Origin of the sequence: Corynebacterium sp. UMB0012, from assembly GCF_030216265.1 — a bacterium.
Classification (GTDB): Bacteria; Actinomycetota; Actinomycetes; order Mycobacteriales; family Mycobacteriaceae; genus Corynebacterium.
Genome location: NZ_JASOKQ010000002.1, coordinates 87915 through 104585, shown reverse-complemented (window position 1 = coordinate 104585; position 16671 = coordinate 87915). Strand labels below are relative to the sequence as shown.

At 61.4% G+C, this 16671-nt stretch carries 18 protein-coding genes; 7 read left to right on the top strand and 11 right to left on the bottom strand.

Annotated features, from left to right (window positions below):
* Positions 1-17: 17 nt before the first annotated feature.
* Complete coding sequence (locus QP324_RS01580) at positions 18-287, top strand: HPr family phosphocarrier protein (RefSeq protein ID WP_005325102.1); 270 nt, start codon at positions 18-20, stop codon at positions 285-287.
* A gap of 68 nt (positions 288-355) precedes the next feature.
* Here the strand turns inward: QP324_RS01580 and QP324_RS01575 are convergent, their stop codons facing one another.
* The 3 genes from QP324_RS01575 to hflX all read right to left on the bottom strand — a co-directional run bounded on the left by QP324_RS01575 (position 356) and on the right by hflX (position 4282).
* Positions 356-1345, bottom strand: coding sequence for an HNH endonuclease signature motif containing protein (locus QP324_RS01575; RefSeq protein WP_284814126.1), 990 nt, complete (start codon positions 1343-1345; stop codon positions 356-358).
* 131 nt (positions 1346-1476) lie between these two features.
* A complete protein-coding gene (locus QP324_RS01570; RefSeq protein ID WP_284814125.1) occupies positions 1477-2757 on the bottom strand; it encodes a uracil-xanthine permease family protein in 1281 nt (426 codons plus the stop codon).
* A 31-nt stretch (positions 2758-2788) separates the two neighbouring features.
* The gene (gene hflX / locus QP324_RS01565; RefSeq protein WP_284814123.1) at positions 2789-4282 is read right to left on the bottom strand and encodes a GTPase HflX; all 1494 of its coding nucleotides are present in this window, start codon (positions 4280-4282) and stop codon (positions 2789-2791) included.
* 75 nt (positions 4283-4357) lie between these two features.
* On the opposite strand from hflX, the gene QP324_RS01560 reads away from it, so the two are divergent.
* Positions 4358-5155 (top strand): hypothetical protein, encoded by a 798-nt coding sequence (locus tag QP324_RS01560; RefSeq protein WP_284814122.1) that lies wholly within the window; start codon positions 4358-4360, stop codon positions 5153-5155.
* 111 nt (positions 5156-5266) lie between these two features.
* Positions 5267-5803, top strand: a complete 537-nt coding sequence (locus QP324_RS01555) for a hypothetical protein (protein WP_284814120.1) — start codon at positions 5267-5269, stop codon at positions 5801-5803.
* A 44-nt stretch (positions 5804-5847) separates the two neighbouring features.
* Here QP324_RS01555 and dapF read toward each other — a convergent pair whose 3' ends face one another.
* The 3 genes from dapF to QP324_RS01540 are packed head-to-tail and all read right to left on the bottom strand — an operon-like array spanning position 5848 to position 8209.
* Entirely contained in the window at positions 5848-6708 is an 861-nt protein-coding gene (gene dapF, locus QP324_RS01550) for a diaminopimelate epimerase (RefSeq protein ID WP_284814118.1), read from the bottom strand.
* Positions 6709-6713: 5 nt separating this feature from the next.
* Positions 6714-7610 carry a tRNA (adenosine(37)-N6)-dimethylallyltransferase MiaA gene (miaA, locus tag QP324_RS01545; RefSeq protein ID WP_198493202.1) on the bottom strand — a complete coding sequence of 299 codons (897 nt, stop codon included), beginning with the start codon at positions 7608-7610 and terminating at the stop codon, positions 6714-6716.
* Positions 7610-8209 (bottom strand): hypothetical protein, encoded by a 600-nt coding sequence (locus tag QP324_RS01540; protein WP_198493203.1) that lies wholly within the window; start codon positions 8207-8209, stop codon positions 7610-7612. Before QP324_RS01540 ends, miaA begins: the two co-directional genes overlap by 1 nt.
* A 136-nt stretch (positions 8210-8345) precedes the next feature.
* Between QP324_RS01540 and QP324_RS01535 the strand changes: the two genes are divergently transcribed.
* Both QP324_RS01535 and QP324_RS01530 read left to right on the top strand, forming a co-directional pair.
* Entirely contained in the window at positions 8346-9650 is a 1305-nt protein-coding gene (locus tag QP324_RS01535) for a DUF349 domain-containing protein (RefSeq protein ID WP_198493204.1), read from the top strand.
* Positions 9650-10780 (top strand): GNAT family N-acetyltransferase, encoded by a 1131-nt coding sequence (locus QP324_RS01530; RefSeq protein WP_284814115.1) that lies wholly within the window; start codon positions 9650-9652, stop codon positions 10778-10780. Before QP324_RS01535 ends, QP324_RS01530 begins: the two co-directional genes overlap by 1 nt.
* Positions 10781-10794: 14 nt before the next feature.
* Here the strand turns inward: QP324_RS01530 and QP324_RS01525 are convergent, their stop codons facing one another.
* The 5 genes from QP324_RS01525 to QP324_RS01505 all read right to left on the bottom strand — a co-directional run bounded on the left by QP324_RS01525 (position 10795) and on the right by QP324_RS01505 (position 15242).
* Complete coding sequence (locus QP324_RS01525) at positions 10795-11424, bottom strand: hypothetical protein (RefSeq protein ID WP_284814114.1); 630 nt, start codon at positions 11422-11424, stop codon at positions 10795-10797.
* 22 nt (positions 11425-11446) lie between these two features.
* The gene (miaB, locus tag QP324_RS01520) at positions 11447-13009 is read right to left on the bottom strand and encodes a tRNA (N6-isopentenyl adenosine(37)-C2)-methylthiotransferase MiaB (RefSeq protein WP_284814111.1); all 1563 of its coding nucleotides are present in this window, start codon (positions 13007-13009) and stop codon (positions 11447-11449) included.
* A gap of 45 nt (positions 13010-13054) precedes the next feature.
* A complete protein-coding gene (recX, locus tag QP324_RS01515) occupies positions 13055-13657 on the bottom strand; it encodes a recombination regulator RecX (RefSeq protein WP_284814110.1) in 603 nt (200 codons plus the stop codon).
* A 50-nt stretch (positions 13658-13707) separates the two neighbouring features.
* A complete protein-coding gene (recA, locus tag QP324_RS01510) occupies positions 13708-14844 on the bottom strand; it encodes a recombinase RecA (protein ID WP_005328639.1) in 1137 nt (378 codons plus the stop codon).
* Positions 14845-15026: 182 nt separating this feature from the next.
* A complete protein-coding gene (locus QP324_RS01505; protein WP_239277525.1) occupies positions 15027-15242 on the bottom strand; it encodes a DUF3046 domain-containing protein in 216 nt (71 codons plus the stop codon).
* Positions 15243-15405: 163 nt separating this feature from the next.
* Between QP324_RS01505 and QP324_RS01500 the strand changes: the two genes are divergently transcribed.
* Positions 15406-15969: a biotin transporter BioY gene (locus QP324_RS01500; protein ID WP_284814108.1), complete on the top strand. Its 564-nt coding sequence runs from the start codon at positions 15406-15408 to the stop codon at positions 15967-15969.
* Positions 15969-16661 carry an energy-coupling factor ABC transporter ATP-binding protein gene (locus tag QP324_RS01495; RefSeq protein ID WP_284814107.1) on the top strand — a complete coding sequence of 231 codons (693 nt, stop codon included), beginning with the start codon at positions 15969-15971 and terminating at the stop codon, positions 16659-16661. Before QP324_RS01500 ends, QP324_RS01495 begins: the two co-directional genes overlap by 1 nt.
* The last annotated feature ends 10 nt before the right edge of the window (positions 16662-16671 follow it).

The following is a 16671-nucleotide window of genomic DNA, read 5'->3' as shown; positions in this document are numbered from 1 at the left end:
AAGAAAGGATATTTTCCATGGCTTCCAAGACTGTAAAGGTTGGCTCCTCTGTAGGCCTGCACGCACGTCCTGCATCTATTATCGCGGACGCTGCCGGCGAGTTCGATGAGGATATCTTCCTCAACCTGGTCGGCGATGATGATGAGGATGAGACCGATGCGGCCTCTTCCCTGATGATCATGGCTCTTGGCGCAGAACAGGGCGATGAGGTTACCGTTACCTCCGAAAACGAAGAAGCAGTGGAAAAGATTGCTGCTCTCATCGAGAAGGACCTGGACGCTTCCTAAGCCCTAAAACGGTTCGGCTCTAGGCTCCCCACCCTTGCGGTGGGGAGCTTTTCGCTTTCCGACGCCACCTATCCCCACGGTGGCACCCACCTCACCTGCCCGCGCACCCGGGCTAGCCGGCCACGGCGCGGCGGGGCGTTGGGGTCATCGTCATTGACGCCGTTGTGATAGGGGCAGCATGTTGCAAGGTTCGCAGCGTTGGTCTCGCCGCCGTGCTTCCAGGCTTTGAGGTGGTGAATCTGGCACTTGTCGGCGGGATAGTTACAGCTCTCCCACGGGCATACCGGGTTGACCGCAGCCGCCATGAGCCGCTGCTTGTCGTTGGCCACGCGCGAGGTCCGGTAGAGGTTGACCGGCCCCTCGTGGGGATGGACGAGCGTGACATAGCCGTGGTCGCTCAGTGTCCGCGCGACAAGCTCCGCTCCGGTGATTCGAGCGCCGTTGGTGAGTTGGAGGGTGATTTCCTCGCCGCCTCCGTCTACTACGCGGTCGAGCTCGTCGAGGGTGAGAACCACCTGAGTCGTCACCGTCGCCCGCGTCGCATTCGCCTTGCCAAAGAAGAGGTCTTTGGCAGATTCCAGGGGCTTATTGGCATCCAATGCAGCGTGCATATCCGCCACATCGGCTGAATCCCCGGTAATAGTCAGTGACCACGGACCGCCGGAGCGGCGGGTAAGGCGCACTCCCTTTTCGGGCGCGCGGCGAGGTCGCAGTTCGCGTACCAAAGCGCGGGCACGCTTTTCCAAGGCGGTGGCGCTGCCGCGAAAGGCACACAGCTCGGTGCGTAGGGTCCAGGCGTCGCGCTGCGTCGGCAAGCGCAAGGCGTATTTTTCAATCAGCAATAGCACGTCAAGGGAATGCCTAGTCTGCCGCGCCGCTCGCTGTTTGGCAGCAAAGCCGCACCGGCCGAAGTAGGTATCGCATAGACGCAGCAGGTCGCGCGCGGCTATGTCAGAGGCACCCCGCGCGATGAGCTCGCGATCGCTAAGCCCTTGAACGGCGGCGACAATGTCCATGCCGGCGTTCACTGCGTTTAGATATGCATCCAATGCGGTCATGCTGCTAAGTTAAATAGACCCCGCACGCCTAAGCGAGCCGCATACCGGCGCGCTGTGGATAACCCGCGTTGCTCCGTCAACAACGCTGCCCGCCGCGGGCGCGCGACGGGCAGTTATCCACAGGTGGAAAATTAGTACTTGGCGCCGTGCCCCTCGCCGACGGAATCGTAAAGCTTTTTCATAATCGGATAGGCCACGATGATGCCTACGGAGCCCCACGCAATGCCCTCGAGGGAAACCCCACCCACGGTGAGGGTCAGGTTGCCGATGCCCGCGATAAGCGCCACCGCGGCCGCAGTCAGGTTGACCGGGTTATTGAAATTAACCTTATTATCCATCCAGATGCGCACACCCAGCATGCCGATGAGTCCATACAGCACGATGCAGGCGCCGCCCAAAACGCCGGTCGGGATGGTGAAAATCAGCGCACCAAACTTCGGCACGAAGGCCAAAAGGATGGCGGTAAAGGCCGCCACCCAGTAGGCGGCGGTGGAATATACACGGGTTGCGGCCATCACGCCGATATTTTCGGCGTAGGTCGTGGTACCGGAGCCACCGAAGCCGCCGGCAAGGGTGGACGCAAGGCCATCGGCGATCAGCGCGTCACCGGCCAGATCATCGAGATCGCGCTTGGTCATCTCGGAGACGGCCTTGACGTGGCCGACGTTTTCCGCGATGAGTACCACCAGCACGGGAAGCGCCACGGCAATGGCGGAGACGTTGAAAGAAGGCGCGTGGAATTCCGGCAGGCCTACCCACGGGGCGGCATCGATGGCCGCGACGGCGTCATCGCCGAGGTTGCCGGTCAGCGCAGCGAAGACCCAGCCGACGACCACGCCGAGCAAGATGGATAGGCGCGAGACCATACCGCGGCCGGCGACGGTGGCCAGCAGGATGACGAGCAGCGCCACCGCGGCCACGAGCGGTTGGGAGGCGAAGTTCTCGGCCGCATTCGGCGCTAGGTTCAGGCCGATGAGGGCCACGATTGCACCGGTGACGGCCGGCGGCATGACGGCATCAAGCACGCGGCGGCCGGCGATTTTGACTGCCACACCCACCGCAGCCAAGACGAGGCCGGTGACCAAAATGGAGCCCGCCTGCGCGGCGATTCCGTACTGCTGCGACGCCGAAAGCGGCGCGATGAACGCGAACGAGGAGCCGAGGTAGGACGGCAACCGGTTGCGCGTGATAAGCAGGAACAAAATGGTGCCGAGGCCGGAAAAGAGCAGCGTCGTATTGACGGGGAATCCGGTCAGGGTAGGAACCAACAGCGTAGCGCCGAACATGGCCACCACGTGCTGCATTCCGATGCCGATGGTTCGGCCCCAGCTGAGTCGTTCTTCCGGCGCCACGACCGCGCCCGGTGCAATCCTTTTACCGTCTCCGTGGACGGTCCAACCTTTTAAGCTCACGAGCCTTAATTATGGATCACCCAGGCTGGTTTTAGGAAACTTCCTCCACGATGAATTCGGCGAGTTCGCGGGCGGTGGGTGCGGGAAGGCGGACGTCGACAAGCGTGCCTTCGGCCGTGTACTCCTCGTGGCGCACCGTGCCCTCGGCGTGAACGCGGGCGACCACATCGCCGCGGGTGAAGGGAACCTGCAGCTTGACGTGGCTGTCGCGGGAGTTGAGGAAGAGCTCCACGCGCGCGGTAAGCTCGTCAATTCCCTCGCCCGTGCGCGCGGATACGTAGACGACGTCCTCGTGGTCGAGCACGTGGCGCAGCTCGGCGAGCACCAGCGGGTCGGCCTGGTCGATCTTATTAATCACGATGATCTCGGGCGGGGCCTGCTCCCCGGTTTCCGCGACAATGTCATAGATGACCTGGTTGACCGCCTCAATCTGCTTAAGCGGGAATGGGTCAGAGCCATCGACCACGTGCAACATGATATCGGCGGCCAGCACCTCTTCCAGGGTGGATTTGAAGGCTTCGACCAGCTGCGTGGGCAGGTGTCGGACAAAGCCGACGGTATCGGTGAAGACGACCTGGCGGCCGTCGGCAAGCGTGGCACGGCGAGTGGTGGGGTCCAACGTGGCAAAGAGTGCGTCCTCCACCAGCACGCCGGCGCCGGTCATGGCGTTAATGAGCGAGGACTTTCCGGCGTTGGTGTAGCCGGCAATGGCTATTTGCGCGATAGTCGAGCGCTGACGCTTGGAACGCTTGACCTCACGGGCGGTCTTCATAGCGCGCAGCTCCTTGCGCAGCCGGGCCATCTCCGTGCGGATGCGGCGGCGGTCCGTCTCAATCTTGGTCTCACCGGGACCGCGCAGGCCCACGCCGCCGTTGGAGCCGGCGCGGCCGCCCGCCTGGCGCGAAAGGTTGCCGCCCCAACCACGGGTATGGGTGTAGAGGTATTCCAGCTGTGCCAAGGAGACCTGCGCCTTGCCCTCTTTGGACTTGGCGTGCTGGGCAAAGATGTCAAGGATGAGCATCGTGCGGTCAATGACCTTGGTGTTAAGCGCGCGCTCGAGAGCGGTGAGCTGGCCAGGATTGAGCTCGCCATCGCATACCACGGTATCGGCGCCGGTGGCCTCGACGATGTCGTGCAATTCCTTGACCTTGCCGGAGCCAATGAAAGTGCCGGAATCAGGTTTATCGCGCTTTTGGTAGATCATCTCTACTACTTCGGCGCCGGCGGTCTCGGTCAGCGCCGCGAGCTCGTCCATGGTGGCTTCGACTTCGGCCACGGTGCCTTCGGTCCACACGCCAACCAAGATGACGCGCTCGAGGCGCAGCTTACGGTACTCCACCTCATAGCCATCGGTGGTGTCCTCGGCGCGGATGGTGGTCTCACGGGTGACGCGGCGGAAGGCGTTGCGCTCTGCCAGGTCAAGGTCACCGGTGGTGGGCGTCGCCTCTGGTACGGCCGGGGCGTCATTATCGCGGAACGCACGGGCGAGGAGATCGTCGTTATTGTGCTGGGAAAATTCGGTCATACTACCATTCATTTTGGCACGTTGCGGCCAAAAGCGGGAATTGCGGATTCTTAGCTGGCTGCACAAGGCGATACAATGGCGGGCATGAACGTTAAGGACACTGGGGCTAAGCAGAATACCGAGATGCAGGCGATTGGCCTCAATTTCGAACGCTGGCAGGATGCCGTCGAGGCCGCTATCGCGAGCGATCGCTTGGCCGTTACCGGTGAGGTACGCGGTGGTCAGCTGATCCAGTTCACCGATCCATCGGGCGCACAGCTCAATATTCTCGCGGTGGAGCCTTTTGCTACTTTCATTGGCTTCAATGCCGTTACGCAGGGATTCGCCCACGTGGAAATGGTCAACGATGTCCTCGCCCTGCTGGAGATTATCGATCCTTTCGGCACCACCATCGCCCAAGCCACCGCGAACTTGGCGCAGGGGCCTTTGCTTGCCGACGAACCCTTGCAGCAGTGGCAGCAAATCTCCCTCACCGCCATGGGCCTCGATATCCGCACCTACGAGTCTGCCGATGCCTATGAGGCGGCCGAGGGCGAGTTCCCGGCGCTCTTTGAGTCCGCGGGGGCGAAGGTAATTTCCTCCGGGTCTGGCGCGGAGGTTCCTACCCCGGCCGCTACCTTTGCGGCGCGCGTCATGGAATCCGAGTGGCGTACCAATGAGCTCACCGGCGAGAAATTCGCCCACCTCGTCATGGATGGCCTCTTCCCCTTCGATCTCTGCCTGCCTGCAGGCAGAGATGAGCTGCCCGCCAAGGACTCTATCGTGGCCGGCACCGCCCTGCTGACGGCTTCTATTGAAATGCCCAGCGGTGGCTGCGGCGACGGCGCTGGCTGCGGTTGTGGTTCCGGAGGCTGTGGCTGCGGCGGCCACTAAGAGTTGACGCAAAGGTCTGGTGGAATAGCTGTGTGGATGCCTTTCCCGGAAAATGCGAGAAACCGGCGGGTGCTGGTTCTCGCGCTGATCCTGGTCGGATCAGTGGCGGTTGTGGCAACCCTAAAACTCCCCGGTGTTTTCATCGCGGCACTACTTATCGCGGCAGCACTGCTTATGCTCCACGCACGGCCGGATGCCTCGGAGCAGGCGGCGCTGCGCAGCTCTATTCGGCTCTCTGCCGAAGATATTCAGGACGTCTTGGCCGAATACGAAGACTTCCGGTCCTCCGAGGCGGCCGAGAAGATCGCGGACCGCACGCTCTACCGGCCGGCGCTTTTAGATCTGGATTGCTCCGACCCCACCATCGAAGCCTTCCACTATGAGATTTCGGGCTCCCGACGGTTCCTGCGCCGGTTGAACCTGCGCGTCAACGCGGAAGAGGTCAGCACCAACGAGCTGGAGTCCTTGCTGAAGGTGACCGATGGACGGGCTCGCGAGCTCAAGGAAACATGGCTATCGGCCCGCCGCGCCGCTTTTGCGCTCGGGCCGAAGTATGAAAAGAACGAAGTAAAAAATCGCGCCCTGCGCCGCCAAGCCCTCGAAGAGCAAGCATTCGAGAAAGAGGAAGGCGAAGGGCGCAGCGCCTAAGCACTCACCGTGTACCGCGCACCGCGCGTCGGGCCCGACGCGGTCTAAAGGGAGGTCTCGCCGGTGGCGACGATCGCGGACGGGCCGGTCAAGCGTGAGCCGCCCTCGTAGATGTCCACTGTTACTTCCCCGCCGGGGACGTGTACGTGCACGGTACCGTGAGGGGTGGTGGTGTGGTCAACGGCGGCGTCGGCAAGCGCGGCGGTCGCGGCCGCCACGGTGCCCGTGCCACAGGAGCGGGTCTCTCCTACCCCGCGCTCAAAGACGCGCATGTGCACGTGGCCATCACGCAGCGGGGTCACGACCTCAACATTCACGCCGGCGGGGAAGAAAGACTCATCGATGACGGGCTGCTCGAATGTCTTGGCTGCAAGGCCCTCGGCGTCCAGCCCCGGCACTACGGCCGCGAGGTGCGGATTGCCCATGTCAACGCCTAGACCGGCGTAGCTCTCCCCGGCCATAGACGCGGTGGATACACCCGTTACTTCGGCCGGTCCCATCTCCACGGTGACCTCAGCCGCATGCGCATCGCACGAGTGCACCGTCACGCGCTTGGCGCCGGCGCGGGTGCCGATGGTGAACTCGTCTTCTTCCACGAGGCCGCGCGAGCGCAGCCAGTGGGCGAAAACGCGGGTGCCGTTTCCGCACATTTCGGCCACGGAACCGTCAGCGTTGCGATAATCCATGAACCAGTCAGTGGGCGCGATGCCCTCGGCCAGCGACTCGATTTCCCCAGCCGCGAGCAAGGCCTCGGCGCGCACGACGCGCAGCAATCCGTCGCCGCCGATACCGGCGCGGCGATTACACAGCGCCGCTACGCGCTCGGGGGCAAGCGGCGTGGTGGCCGCGTGGTCTTCGACGATGACGAAGTCGTTCTCAGTTCCATGACCCTTGGCAAATTTCATGCTCCCTACCCTAGCGCGCGCAGCGCCTGGGCGGTCGTATCGCCCGCGGCATCCAACCACATGATGCGCTTATCGCGGTTGAACCACGAGCGTTGGCGGCGCACGTAGCGCCGTGTCCCGGTAATAGTGCGCTCGACGGCCTCATCCCACGTAAGTTCGCCACGCTGGGCTTGGAATACCTGCGCATAGCCAATGGCGCGCCCGGCCGTGGAATCGGCAACCAAGCCTTGGGCTTGGAGGCACTCGACTTCCTCGATGAGCCCGCGCTCAAACATCAGGCGCGTGCGCAGCTCGATGCGCGGATTAAGCCAGTCTGCGGTGGTGCGCAGGCCGAGCAAACGGGTGCCCCACCGCGGCGGGGCGTCCTTCGGCGGTTGACTAGCCTTATAAGGTTTACCGGTCAGTTCGATGACCTCCAAGGCACGCACGGTGCGCCGTGGGTCCTTATCTTCAATGATGGCGGCCGCGGCCGGATCCACCTGCGCCAGCTCCTCATGCAGGGCATCGGTACCGATTTCTACGCGCCGGGCCTCATACTTGGCGCGGACGGCGGGGTCGGTGGGTGGGAACTGCCAGTCGTCGACAAGCGCTTGGGCATAAAGCATGGAACCGCCGACTAGGATTGGCGTCTTGCCGCGGGCCATGATGCCTTCCACGTCCGCGATGGCATCGCGCTGGTAGCGCGCCACAGAAGCGGTCTCGGTCACGTCCCACACATCGAGCTGGTGGTGCGGGATTCCCTCGCGCTCGGCCGGGGTGAGCTTGGCGGTGCCAATGTCCATACCGCGGTAGAGCTGCATGGAATCGACGTTGACCACCTCGCCGCCCAGCTCCTGCGCCAGCGCCAACCCCAGCGCAGATTTGCCGGAGGCGGTGGGTCCAAACACTGCAATCGGGCGCATTAGACCTCCCACCCTGCAACGTAGCGGCCAACCCCCAGGGTGGCGTCGGTGGCCAGCAATTGCGCCTTCTTTGGTTGTAGTCCTGCTAACTCCTCCCACAGCGCGGGCTCTACCACACCGCGCTGGGACAGCCATTCGCCTGCCTTGCTTGCCGACGCCCCCATGAGCACCTCCTCGCACCACTCGTGCGCTTCCTGGGCACCGGGAACGAGCGCCAAGGGGGCGCGCTCGGTCAGGCCCGCGCTGCCATCTGCCACGACGATGGTGAGCGCCGCCGGATCCGGCTGGCCAATGTGCTCCCGGCTAGCGCGGGCGTGAAGCTGCGGCACGCTGTGCAGCACGTACCGAGCCATGATCTCCGGAAGGAAGTTGCCGCCGCCCAGGTCAGTGGCCGCACCCCAGGCCCGTAAGCTTCCGGAATGGGCGGTATACCAGCGCTTATCCTGGCTGCCGACGATATCTACTTCCACTATTCCAGCGGCTGCAGCCTCCACTGCGAGCGTACGGGCAGCGGCAAGCAGGGCGCGGGAAGCAGCGTCATTGGCGGAAAGCTCCACGGCCAGCGCCGGTGACGCAGGCATTACCATGAGATTGAACATTATTCCTCCATACTATCTACCCAAGTGGAGGTAATTAAATAGAATCTGGGCACGCGCGGGATATTCGCGGTAATGTATCCAGTGATTTTATTCGGCAGCCGTGACGCGCGGCGATCTATGCATAGGAGGGCTTGTCATGTCTCCCATCCCTACCCCAGGTTCCATGCCCAAGAAGGGCCCTCGTCCCACCGCAAAGCCTGTTCCCGTGCAGGCACCAAGCAAGAATGACCCGGCTAAATGGGGCCGCGTCGACGCGGATGGTTCCGTCTTCGTCTCCGCTCCGGAGGGCGAACGCAAGATTGGCGAATGGCAGGCCGGTACCCCAGAGGAGGGCCTACAGCACTACGGTGCGCGCTACGACGATCTCTCCACCGAAATTGAATTGCTCGAGGCTCGCCTGCGCGCCAACCCCAGCGAGGCCGCTGGCATCAAGAAGACCGCAGCGCAATTGCGCGACACCCTGCCTACCGCTGCGGTCATCGGTGATATCGCAGCACTTGACCGCCGCCTTGTTGCCGTCATTGAGCACTCGGTAGAAGCCGGTGAGCAGGCGCAGGCCGATAAGGAACGCCGCCGCGAGGAAGCTATTGCTGCCAAGGAGAAGCTGGCGGCGGAAGCAGAAGACATCGCAGAAAATTCCACCGAATGGAAGGCCGCCGGTGACCGCATCCGCGCCATCTTAGAAGAGTGGAAGCAGATTAAGGGCATTGATCGCAAGACCGATGATGCCCTGTGGAAGCGCTACTCCCGCGCCCGCGACTCCTTCAACCGCCGTCGCGGCTCCCACTTTGCCGAGCTGGACCGCGCCCGTGCGGTTGCCCGCAAGAAGAAGGAAGAACTGGTCGAGCGCGCCGAGGCTATCCAGGATTCCACCGAGTGGGGACCCACCGCCCGCGCCTACCGCGATTTGATGACTGAGTGGAAGGCTGCCGGCCGCGCCCCGCGCGACGTGGACGATAAGCTCTGGGCCCGCTTCCGCGCCGCCCAGGACAAGTTCTTCAATGCCCGCAATGCCGTCAATGACGAGCGCGACCGCGAGTTTGCAGAAAATGCCAAGGCCAAGGACGCCTTGATCGCGGAATACGACGAGCAGATCGACCCGTCCAAGGGCATCGAGGGTGCGAAGGCCAAGCTGCGCGAGCTGCAGGAAAAGTGGGAAGAAATTGGCTTCGTTCCCCGCAAGCAGGTGCGCGAGTACGAGTCCAAGATTGAGGCGCTGGAGCAGCGCGTCACCGAGGCAGAAAAGTCCGAGTGGCGCCGCACCGACCCAGAGGCGCAAGCACGCGTGGCACAGTTCCAGGCCAAGGTCGATGAGTTTAACTCCCAAGCCGAGGCAGCTGAGGCCAAGGGCAATGCGAAAAAGGCCGCTGATCTGCGTGCGCAGGCTGAACAGTGGCAGGCTTTTGCCGACGCCGCCGCTAACGCCGTCAATGACAAGTAGTGCACCTCGTCCACATTGCGCGGCCACCGCGGCCGGCGCACTCGCCTACCGCTCACGCCCGGCCCAGCGAACCTGCGGACTGTATTCGCAGCTTCGTCTTTTGGGCCAACTTGGCGGCCCAAGAAGCCAGCGGCGATGCCGCGGCATCGACGTCGCCGGGCCGTGTGGTCCAGCGTCTGCAGGGTTCTAGCGAATCACAGACCTATCTCTTTGCCGTAGTGGACGGCGACTCCACCCTTGGTGAGGTTTCTGATCTTGGCCTGCCGCTCATCCCCTCGGTGGAGCCGAGCCCGGAGCTGGATTACCTTGGGTTCATCCACATTAGCCTGCCGCTGTTGGAGGAGCGCGAGGCCGCTGAAATTGAATGCGTGCTGTGCGACCTGCCTCTGCCCGGCGAGCAGCTCGATGAGGAAGGGCGCAAGGTTGCCGAGTGGATGGGTACGAAGGCGCTGGAGCTGGCCCGGCAGCTCGGCCGCACCGTAGCGCACGTGGGATTATTGAACCCGCCGGGCGCGGATCCAGACTACGACGCTATGGGCAGCATCTACCGCGAGTTGGGATTTACGCAAAGGCATGCGGAGCACCAGCTGGTGATGGACATCCCCGAAAGCCCGGTCGCAGCACTGCTCCCAGCGGGAATCACGGCCCGAGTCTGGCCGGATTACGACATCCCTGAGGACTACCTCGACGAGGTCATGCGGCTGCTTAGCCTAGCGTCCAAGGACGCGGAGACCGGGAATCTGACGGTGGAGCCCATCGTGTGGACGCGTGCTCGATTGCGCGAAGCGCACAGCCGGCTGCGCTCTCGTCGCGGGCACACACTTCTTGTCGCACTCACCGCCGAGGACGGGAGCATTCTCGCACTAACCGAAATGGCCCGGCACGAGGACGCGAATCCTGAAGTATGCGAGTGGACTCTGACTGTGACCGATCGCCCGCACCGCCGCCGTGGACTTGCGCAGCTAGCGAAGCTCACAGCGCTGCATGAGGTGGCAGGCTATTGGCCACGGGTACGGCGCTGCTATTGTTCCGTTGCCGCCAAGGACGCGGCCATGAATGCCATTTACCGCAGCCTGGGTGCCCGAGAACTCTCCCGCTCTTCCGCGTGGGAGTTGCGGCTGCGGGACTAGTGGCGGTGATAGGCCTACTGCTCGCCGCGCTGGGCGCGGTGGCGTTCGGCGGCTTGCTTGCGGCGATTGTCCACAAGGGGTTCCTGACTCGGTGCCGCGTCAATTTTGGATTGGAATTCGCCCACCTCATCGAGCTGTCCGGCGGTGGCGCGCACGCGGGCTTCGGCAGCCTTCTGCTCTGGGCTGCGGCGCAGCGCCACCATGCTATAGGCCAGAAATGCTAGGAAGGTAGCCAGCATTCCTACCCACATTCCCAACGACGCCCCGTCGGAAGTAGAGCCACGGAACCAGAAGCCCCATAGGTTAGCGAAGAAGGACACCGTCACCAACATCCACGCGATGAGTCCCGGCGTAGCGCGGCGGGTAAACAGCGTCACCGGAGTAAGAACGCCCAACCCAATGAGCGCGAGCCACGCGGAGACGGTTTCCATGATGGAAATCCTCACGCCACTCGACGTGGTGCCGAACGTCAATGCCTCCCAACCATGGGCTGGACCGGCGTAGGGCAAAATCAGGTAGAGGATATAGACCACCACTGCAATACTCAGCGTCACCTTGTGACCGCCGAGGTCCATTGTTTGTGCTGCTCTACGCTCAGCGTTAGCTGCATTGTGGGCTGCGGTGGTCGAATGTTCCTCAGTCATGGCTCCCTAGCCTACTCCCCTGCTAGCAACCGCAAGAATCGCCGGATTCGGCCGCCGCGGGCTTGCCAATCGACGGCAAACCCAGACCGACGCCGATGGGTGCGGTGGTAGGCGTTTCGCCGGCAGCAGACATGTCGCCGGCCTTGGTGCGGGTGTGGGAGGTCACGGCGGCGTCGGCAAGCAAGAAGAAGGAGCCCGCACCGGTGACCTGGGTATGCACCACATCACCCGGGCGAATCTCCGCCGAGATATCCGTGCCGTGCGAATCAACCGGGGTAAAGTGCACCAGGCGGCCATCGCGCGCGCGGCCGGTCATGCGGTGGGTTTCATCGTTCTTGCGGCCGCCTTCGGCCTGCACCAAAAGCTCCACATCCGTACCAATGAGCTTCTTGTTTTCCTCTGCCTGAATGCTGTCTTGCAGGGCAACGAGACGTTCGAAACGATCCTGGACGACCTCCTTGGGAATCTGATCCTCCATTTCCGCAGCCGGGGTTCCCGGGCGCGGCGAATACTGGAAGGTAAAGGCCGAGGCAAAGCGAGCGCGGCGCACCAATTCCATGGTGTCTTGGAAGTCTTCCTCGGTCTCGCCCGGGAAGCCCACGATGATATCGGTCGTGATTGCGGCGTGCGGAATCTTGTCCCGTACCTCGTCCAAAATCCGCAGGAACTTCTTGGTGCGGTAGGAACGACGCATGTCCTTAAGGACCTTGTCGGAGCCAGACTGCAGCGGCATATGCAACTGCGGGCACACGGCCGGGGTCTCGGCCATGGCATCGATGACGTCGGAAGTAAACTCCGCTGGGTGCGGGGAAGTAAAGCGCAGGCGTTCAAGGCCTTCGATCTTGCCCACCTCGCGCAGCAGCTTCGAAAAAGCGAAACGGTCGCGTGGCATGTCGGGATCGGCAAAATTAACGCCATAAGCATTGACGTTTTGCCCCAACAGGGTGACCTCAGATACGCCCTGGTCCACCAAGGCTTTAACCTCGGCCAAGATATCGCCAGGCCGGCGATCCTCTTCCTTGCCGCGCAACGAAGGAACAATACAGAAGGTGCAGGTGTTATTGCAGCCTACGGAAACAGAAACCCAGCCGGCATAGGCAGACTCACGCTTGGCTGGCAAGACCGACGGGAAGGCCTCGAGGGAATCAACGATTTCCACCTGGGCTTCATCGTTGTGGCGGGCGCGCTCCAGCAGCGTCGGCAGGGCCGCCATATTGTGAGTGCCAAAGACAGCATCAACCCACGGGGCATTATCTAGGACGGTGTCCTTGTCTTTCTGCGCCAGGCAACCGCCCACGGCAATTTGCATGCCGGGATGATTTTCCTTGGTCTTCTTCAAGGCACCCAAGGTGCCGTAGAGCCGCTTATCGGCATTTTCGCGCACGGCGCAGGTATTGAAGACGATGAGATCTGGCTCCACGCCTTCGCCGGCGGCCGCGTAGCCGGCCTCCTCCAAGAGACCAGAGATGCGCTCCGAATCGTGCACATTCATCTGGCAGCCGAAAGTTCGGACTTCATAAGTACGGTTATCTGCGATTGTCTGCTCCACGTCGGCATAGTTTAGCCATGAAGCTAGGCATCTCATAACTGCCGGACTTGGCCATTCCGGTGCTGCCCTGCCTTGGCCGTATCAGTCCTCTGCGCGCAGCTCCGCGCACCGCGCGTCAAGCGCCGCGATTGCAATCTGCAGCGACATCCCTTCATTGAAGCCACGGCGTGCCAGCACTCCCACGATGCGGCGTAGAGCCTTGTCGCGCTCCTTGCGATCCTCCGGTACGAACTTAATGGAGCGGGCCTTCTTTTCCGCAAGGGCCTGTGCCATAGCTTGTTCATCGGCAGGGTCGATTTGCTCGAGAGCCTCAGCACGGTCAGCCTCACTCACGCCCTTTTCCCGCAATTCCCTGTTGAGAACCGAGCTGGACTTGCCGCGCCGCTTATGCCGTTGGCGCACCCACTCGTGTGCAAAAGCGGCGTCATTCACCAGGCCAGCGTGGGCTAAATCATCTAGTACGTTCTCAACGACATCTGGCTCAAACTCGGCTTTTACTAGACGATCATAAAGCTCTTTCCGGGACCTAGAGCGCTGATCCAAAAGACCCAGTGCCCGAGAGCGGACTTTGGCCTTGGCCTCTTCTGCCTCTCGATCAAAAAGCCCGCCCCCTGCCGCTCCATTCTCATAGGCCTCGAGGGCCTGACGAAGTTGGGCGAGTTTTTCGGGGGCGGGCTGATTCATGATGCAGATTCAAATGGTGCGCGGGCTGTGTGGGGACGGGTTAGACGATTTTAGTCGTCATCAAAATCGACGTTTGGAACGAGATCAACGGACTCATCGGTCAATGGATCATCGGCTCCAGGAACGTCCATCGCGGCACCCTCTTCACCTTCGGCCGCGGCCTCGCCGATACCGAGCTTCTGGAAAATCTTCTGCTCGATTTCATTGGCCAAATCCGGGTTATCCTTCAGGAAATTTCGCGCTTTCTCCTTACCCTGGCCCAGCTGGTCGCCTTCGTAGGTAAACCAGGAGCCGGACTTGCGGATGAAACCGTTTTCGACACCAAGATCAATGATGGACGACTCGCGAGAAATGCCCTCGCCATACATGATGTCGAACTCGGCAATCTTAAATGGGGGCGAGACCTTGTTCTTTACAACCTTGAGCTTGGTGCGGTTACCGATGGCATCCTGGCCATCTTTTAAGGTCTGGATGCGGCGGATATCGCAGCGCACGGAAGAGTAGAACTTGAGCGCCTTACCACCGGTGGTGGTCTCTGGCGAGCCGAACATCACGCCAATCTTTTCGCGCAGCTGGTTAATGAAGATAGCGGTGGTCCCGGAGTTGTACAGGGCACCGGTCATCTTGCGCAGCGCCTGCGACATCAGGCGGGCCTGAAGGCCGACGTGACTATCCCCCATCTCACCTTCAATTTCCGCCTTCGGGGTAAGGGCAGCTACGGAGTCAACAACGATGATGTCGATTGCGCCGGAGCGCACCAGCATATCGGCAATCTCCAAGGCCTGTTCACCGGTATCTGGCTGGGAAACCAAGAGGTTATCGGTATCCACGCCAAGCAGGCGAGCATACTGCGGGTCGAGCGCGTGCTCGGCGTCAATAAACGCGGCAATGCCGCCATCCTTTTGCGCGGATGCAATAGCGTGCAGCGCAACAGTGGTCTTACCAGAAGACTCCGGGCCATAAATCTCTACGATGCGCCCGCGCGGGAAACCGCCAATACCAAGAGCGACATCGATTGCGGTATTACCGGAGGAAATGGCCTTAATCGGTGGGCGGTTGTCATCACCCAGGCGCATCACAGCGCCTTTGCCGTAATCCTTCTCAATCATGGCCATTGCGGCATCGAGGGCCTTTTGGCGGTCATCTCCCTTAGAGGCGGCAGAAGAAGACTTCTTTTTGGTTGCCATTAACTTTCATCCTTATCTTTAACGACGATGTACTAACGCATTATTAGACTGCCGTGGAACTCAAACGGTTCCCTCCGTCAACGCCATCCCACTGTAGACGACTGCATCGACACTTCCGCCATATTACATACATCTGTTCGAATTTTGAAAGTGAACACGCCAGTCCGTCAAATTCGACGGCGCTATAAAGTCGGGTAATCGACTCCCAACCTGCGCTCCTTCGGTACATCAAAGTCATCGCACAGGCTCAGCCAGACGCGACGCGGATCGACGCCGCGTTCGATAAGCTCATCAGGCGTTGCCCCGAGGTCTGGCAAGACATGGGAGTGGCTAATCCACTTTCCCTTAGACTCGCCAAATTCGTCCTTAATGAGCTGGTAATACTCGGTCAATCGCATGCGCGCCATCCTACTCAGCGCTTAAACACAGGCGCCAGCGGGCTAAGAAGCCTCGATTGGGAGCCCGCCGCAATAGCTCTGGCTCGCAATTATCAGCCCCGGGTGAACACCGTTCAAAACCCTCAATTGTCTGCAGTTTTCATGCAGTGCTAACCTCTTGAGCATGAAAAAGAACTCTCTGGCAACCACCATTGCCTATGTTGCCGTGTTTACCGCTCTCGTCATTGTCCTTGCCTTCGTATCCATCCCCGTCGGTTCAGCCGGCGTGCCCATTGTGCTGCAAAACGCAGCGCTGATCCTCGCCGGCCTAATTTTGGGCAGCAAGCGCGGCGGTTACGTGGGACTACTCTTCTTGTTCCTGGGGCTCGCCCTCCCAGTTCTGGCAGGTGGCGGTACCACGCTGCGCGCGCTGGCAGGCCCGACCGCAGGCTACATCATCGGCTATGTTCTCTCGCCAGCAGTTGCAGGCGCAATTGCCTACCGCTCCCCTAAGAACAAGGGCGGCATGGCGGTCATATTTGCCATTGCTGCCATTGCAGGCCTTGCGGTCCAATACATCTGCGGCGCCTTTGGTCTCATGATCCGCTCTGGCTTGGACATTGGTCCAGCCTTCGCCGCCCAATTGCCCTTCATCCCTGTCGATGCCGGAAAGCTTGTCGTTGCCGTCATCATCGCTCTCGGTGTTCACGCGGCCTTCCCCGATCTGATGGGACGAAAGGCCGCCTAGTGCCCACGATCGAATTTTCCTCGGTCTCGGTGGCTTTTGATGACACCGTGGTGCTTGAGGACATCAACCTCACCCTCACCGAACAGCGCATAGGCATTATCGGCCAGAATGGTGGCGGGAAATCCACCTTGACCCGGCTCATTAATGGGTTGGGCGAGCCTAGTGAAGGTACGGTGACGGTGGACCAGATGGACGTCGCCAAGCAAGGCAAAAAGGTACGCGAAAAGGTGGGGTTCGTCTTTTCGGATGCCGAAAACCAGATTGTCATGCCCAATGTGCGCGATGACGTCGCCTTTTCGCTCCGCCGCTTTAAGCTGCCCAAACATGAGCGTCTCGCCCGCGTGCATGCTGCTCTCGAGCGCTTCGGACTCGCCGACTTTGCTGAGCGCTCGCCGCATACGCTCTCCGGCGGACAAAAGCAGCTCCTCGCGCTGGCAGCGGTCATGGTCATCGACCCGATTCTCATCATCGCTGATGAGCCCACTACCCTGCTGGATCTGCGCAACCGCGATCGAATCAAAAGAGAATTCGCGCGATTGGAACAGCAACTAATTGTGGTGACGCACGATCTGGACTTTCTGCGCGATTTTGATCGAGTCATCTGCATCGATAACCACCGCATCGCCGCGGATGGTAGGCCGGCTGAGGTCATAGATTTTTACCAAGACCTCATGGCCCAGCGGCCGCTGTAGGGAGAATTGT

Excerpts from the sequence above, each read along its gene's own strand:
- QP324_RS01525 (WP_284814114.1), bottom strand. The coding sequence starts at position 11,424 with ATGACTGAGGAACATTCGACCACCGCAGCCCACAATGCAGCTAACGCT.
- miaB (WP_284814111.1), bottom strand. The coding sequence starts at position 13,009 with ATGAGATGCCTAGCTTCATGGCTAAACTATGCCGACGTGGAGCAGACA.
- QP324_RS01500 (WP_284814108.1), top strand. The coding sequence starts at position 15,406 with ATGAAAAAGAACTCTCTGGCAACCACCATTGCCTATGTTGCCGTGTTT.
- QP324_RS01560 (WP_284814122.1), top strand. The coding sequence starts at position 4,358 with ATGGCGGGCATGAACGTTAAGGACACTGGGGCTAAGCAGAATACCGAG.
- dapF (WP_284814118.1), bottom strand. The coding sequence starts at position 6,708 with ATGAAATTTGCCAAGGGTCATGGAACTGAGAACGACTTCGTCATCGTC.
- QP324_RS01580 (WP_005325102.1), top strand. The coding sequence starts at position 18 with ATGGCTTCCAAGACTGTAAAGGTTGGCTCCTCTGTAGGCCTGCACGCA.
- QP324_RS01505 (WP_239277525.1), bottom strand. The coding sequence starts at position 15,242 with ATGCGATTGACCGAGTATTACCAGCTCATTAAGGACGAATTTGGCGAG.
- QP324_RS01535 (WP_198493204.1), top strand. The coding sequence starts at position 8,346 with ATGTCTCCCATCCCTACCCCAGGTTCCATGCCCAAGAAGGGCCCTCGT.
- hflX (WP_284814123.1), bottom strand. The coding sequence starts at position 4,282 with ATGACCGAATTTTCCCAGCACAATAACGACGATCTCCTCGCCCGTGCG.
- miaA (WP_198493202.1), bottom strand. The coding sequence starts at position 7,610 with ATGCGCCCGATTGCAGTGTTTGGACCCACCGCCTCCGGCAAATCTGCG.
- QP324_RS01540 (WP_198493203.1), bottom strand. The coding sequence starts at position 8,209 with ATGTTCAATCTCATGGTAATGCCTGCGTCACCGGCGCTGGCCGTGGAG.
- QP324_RS01575 (WP_284814126.1), bottom strand. The coding sequence starts at position 1,345 with ATGACCGCATTGGATGCATATCTAAACGCAGTGAACGCCGGCATGGAC.
- recX (WP_284814110.1), bottom strand. The coding sequence starts at position 13,657 with ATGAATCAGCCCGCCCCCGAAAAACTCGCCCAACTTCGTCAGGCCCTC.
- recA (WP_005328639.1), bottom strand. The coding sequence starts at position 14,844 with ATGGCAACCAAAAAGAAGTCTTCTTCTGCCGCCTCTAAGGGAGATGAC.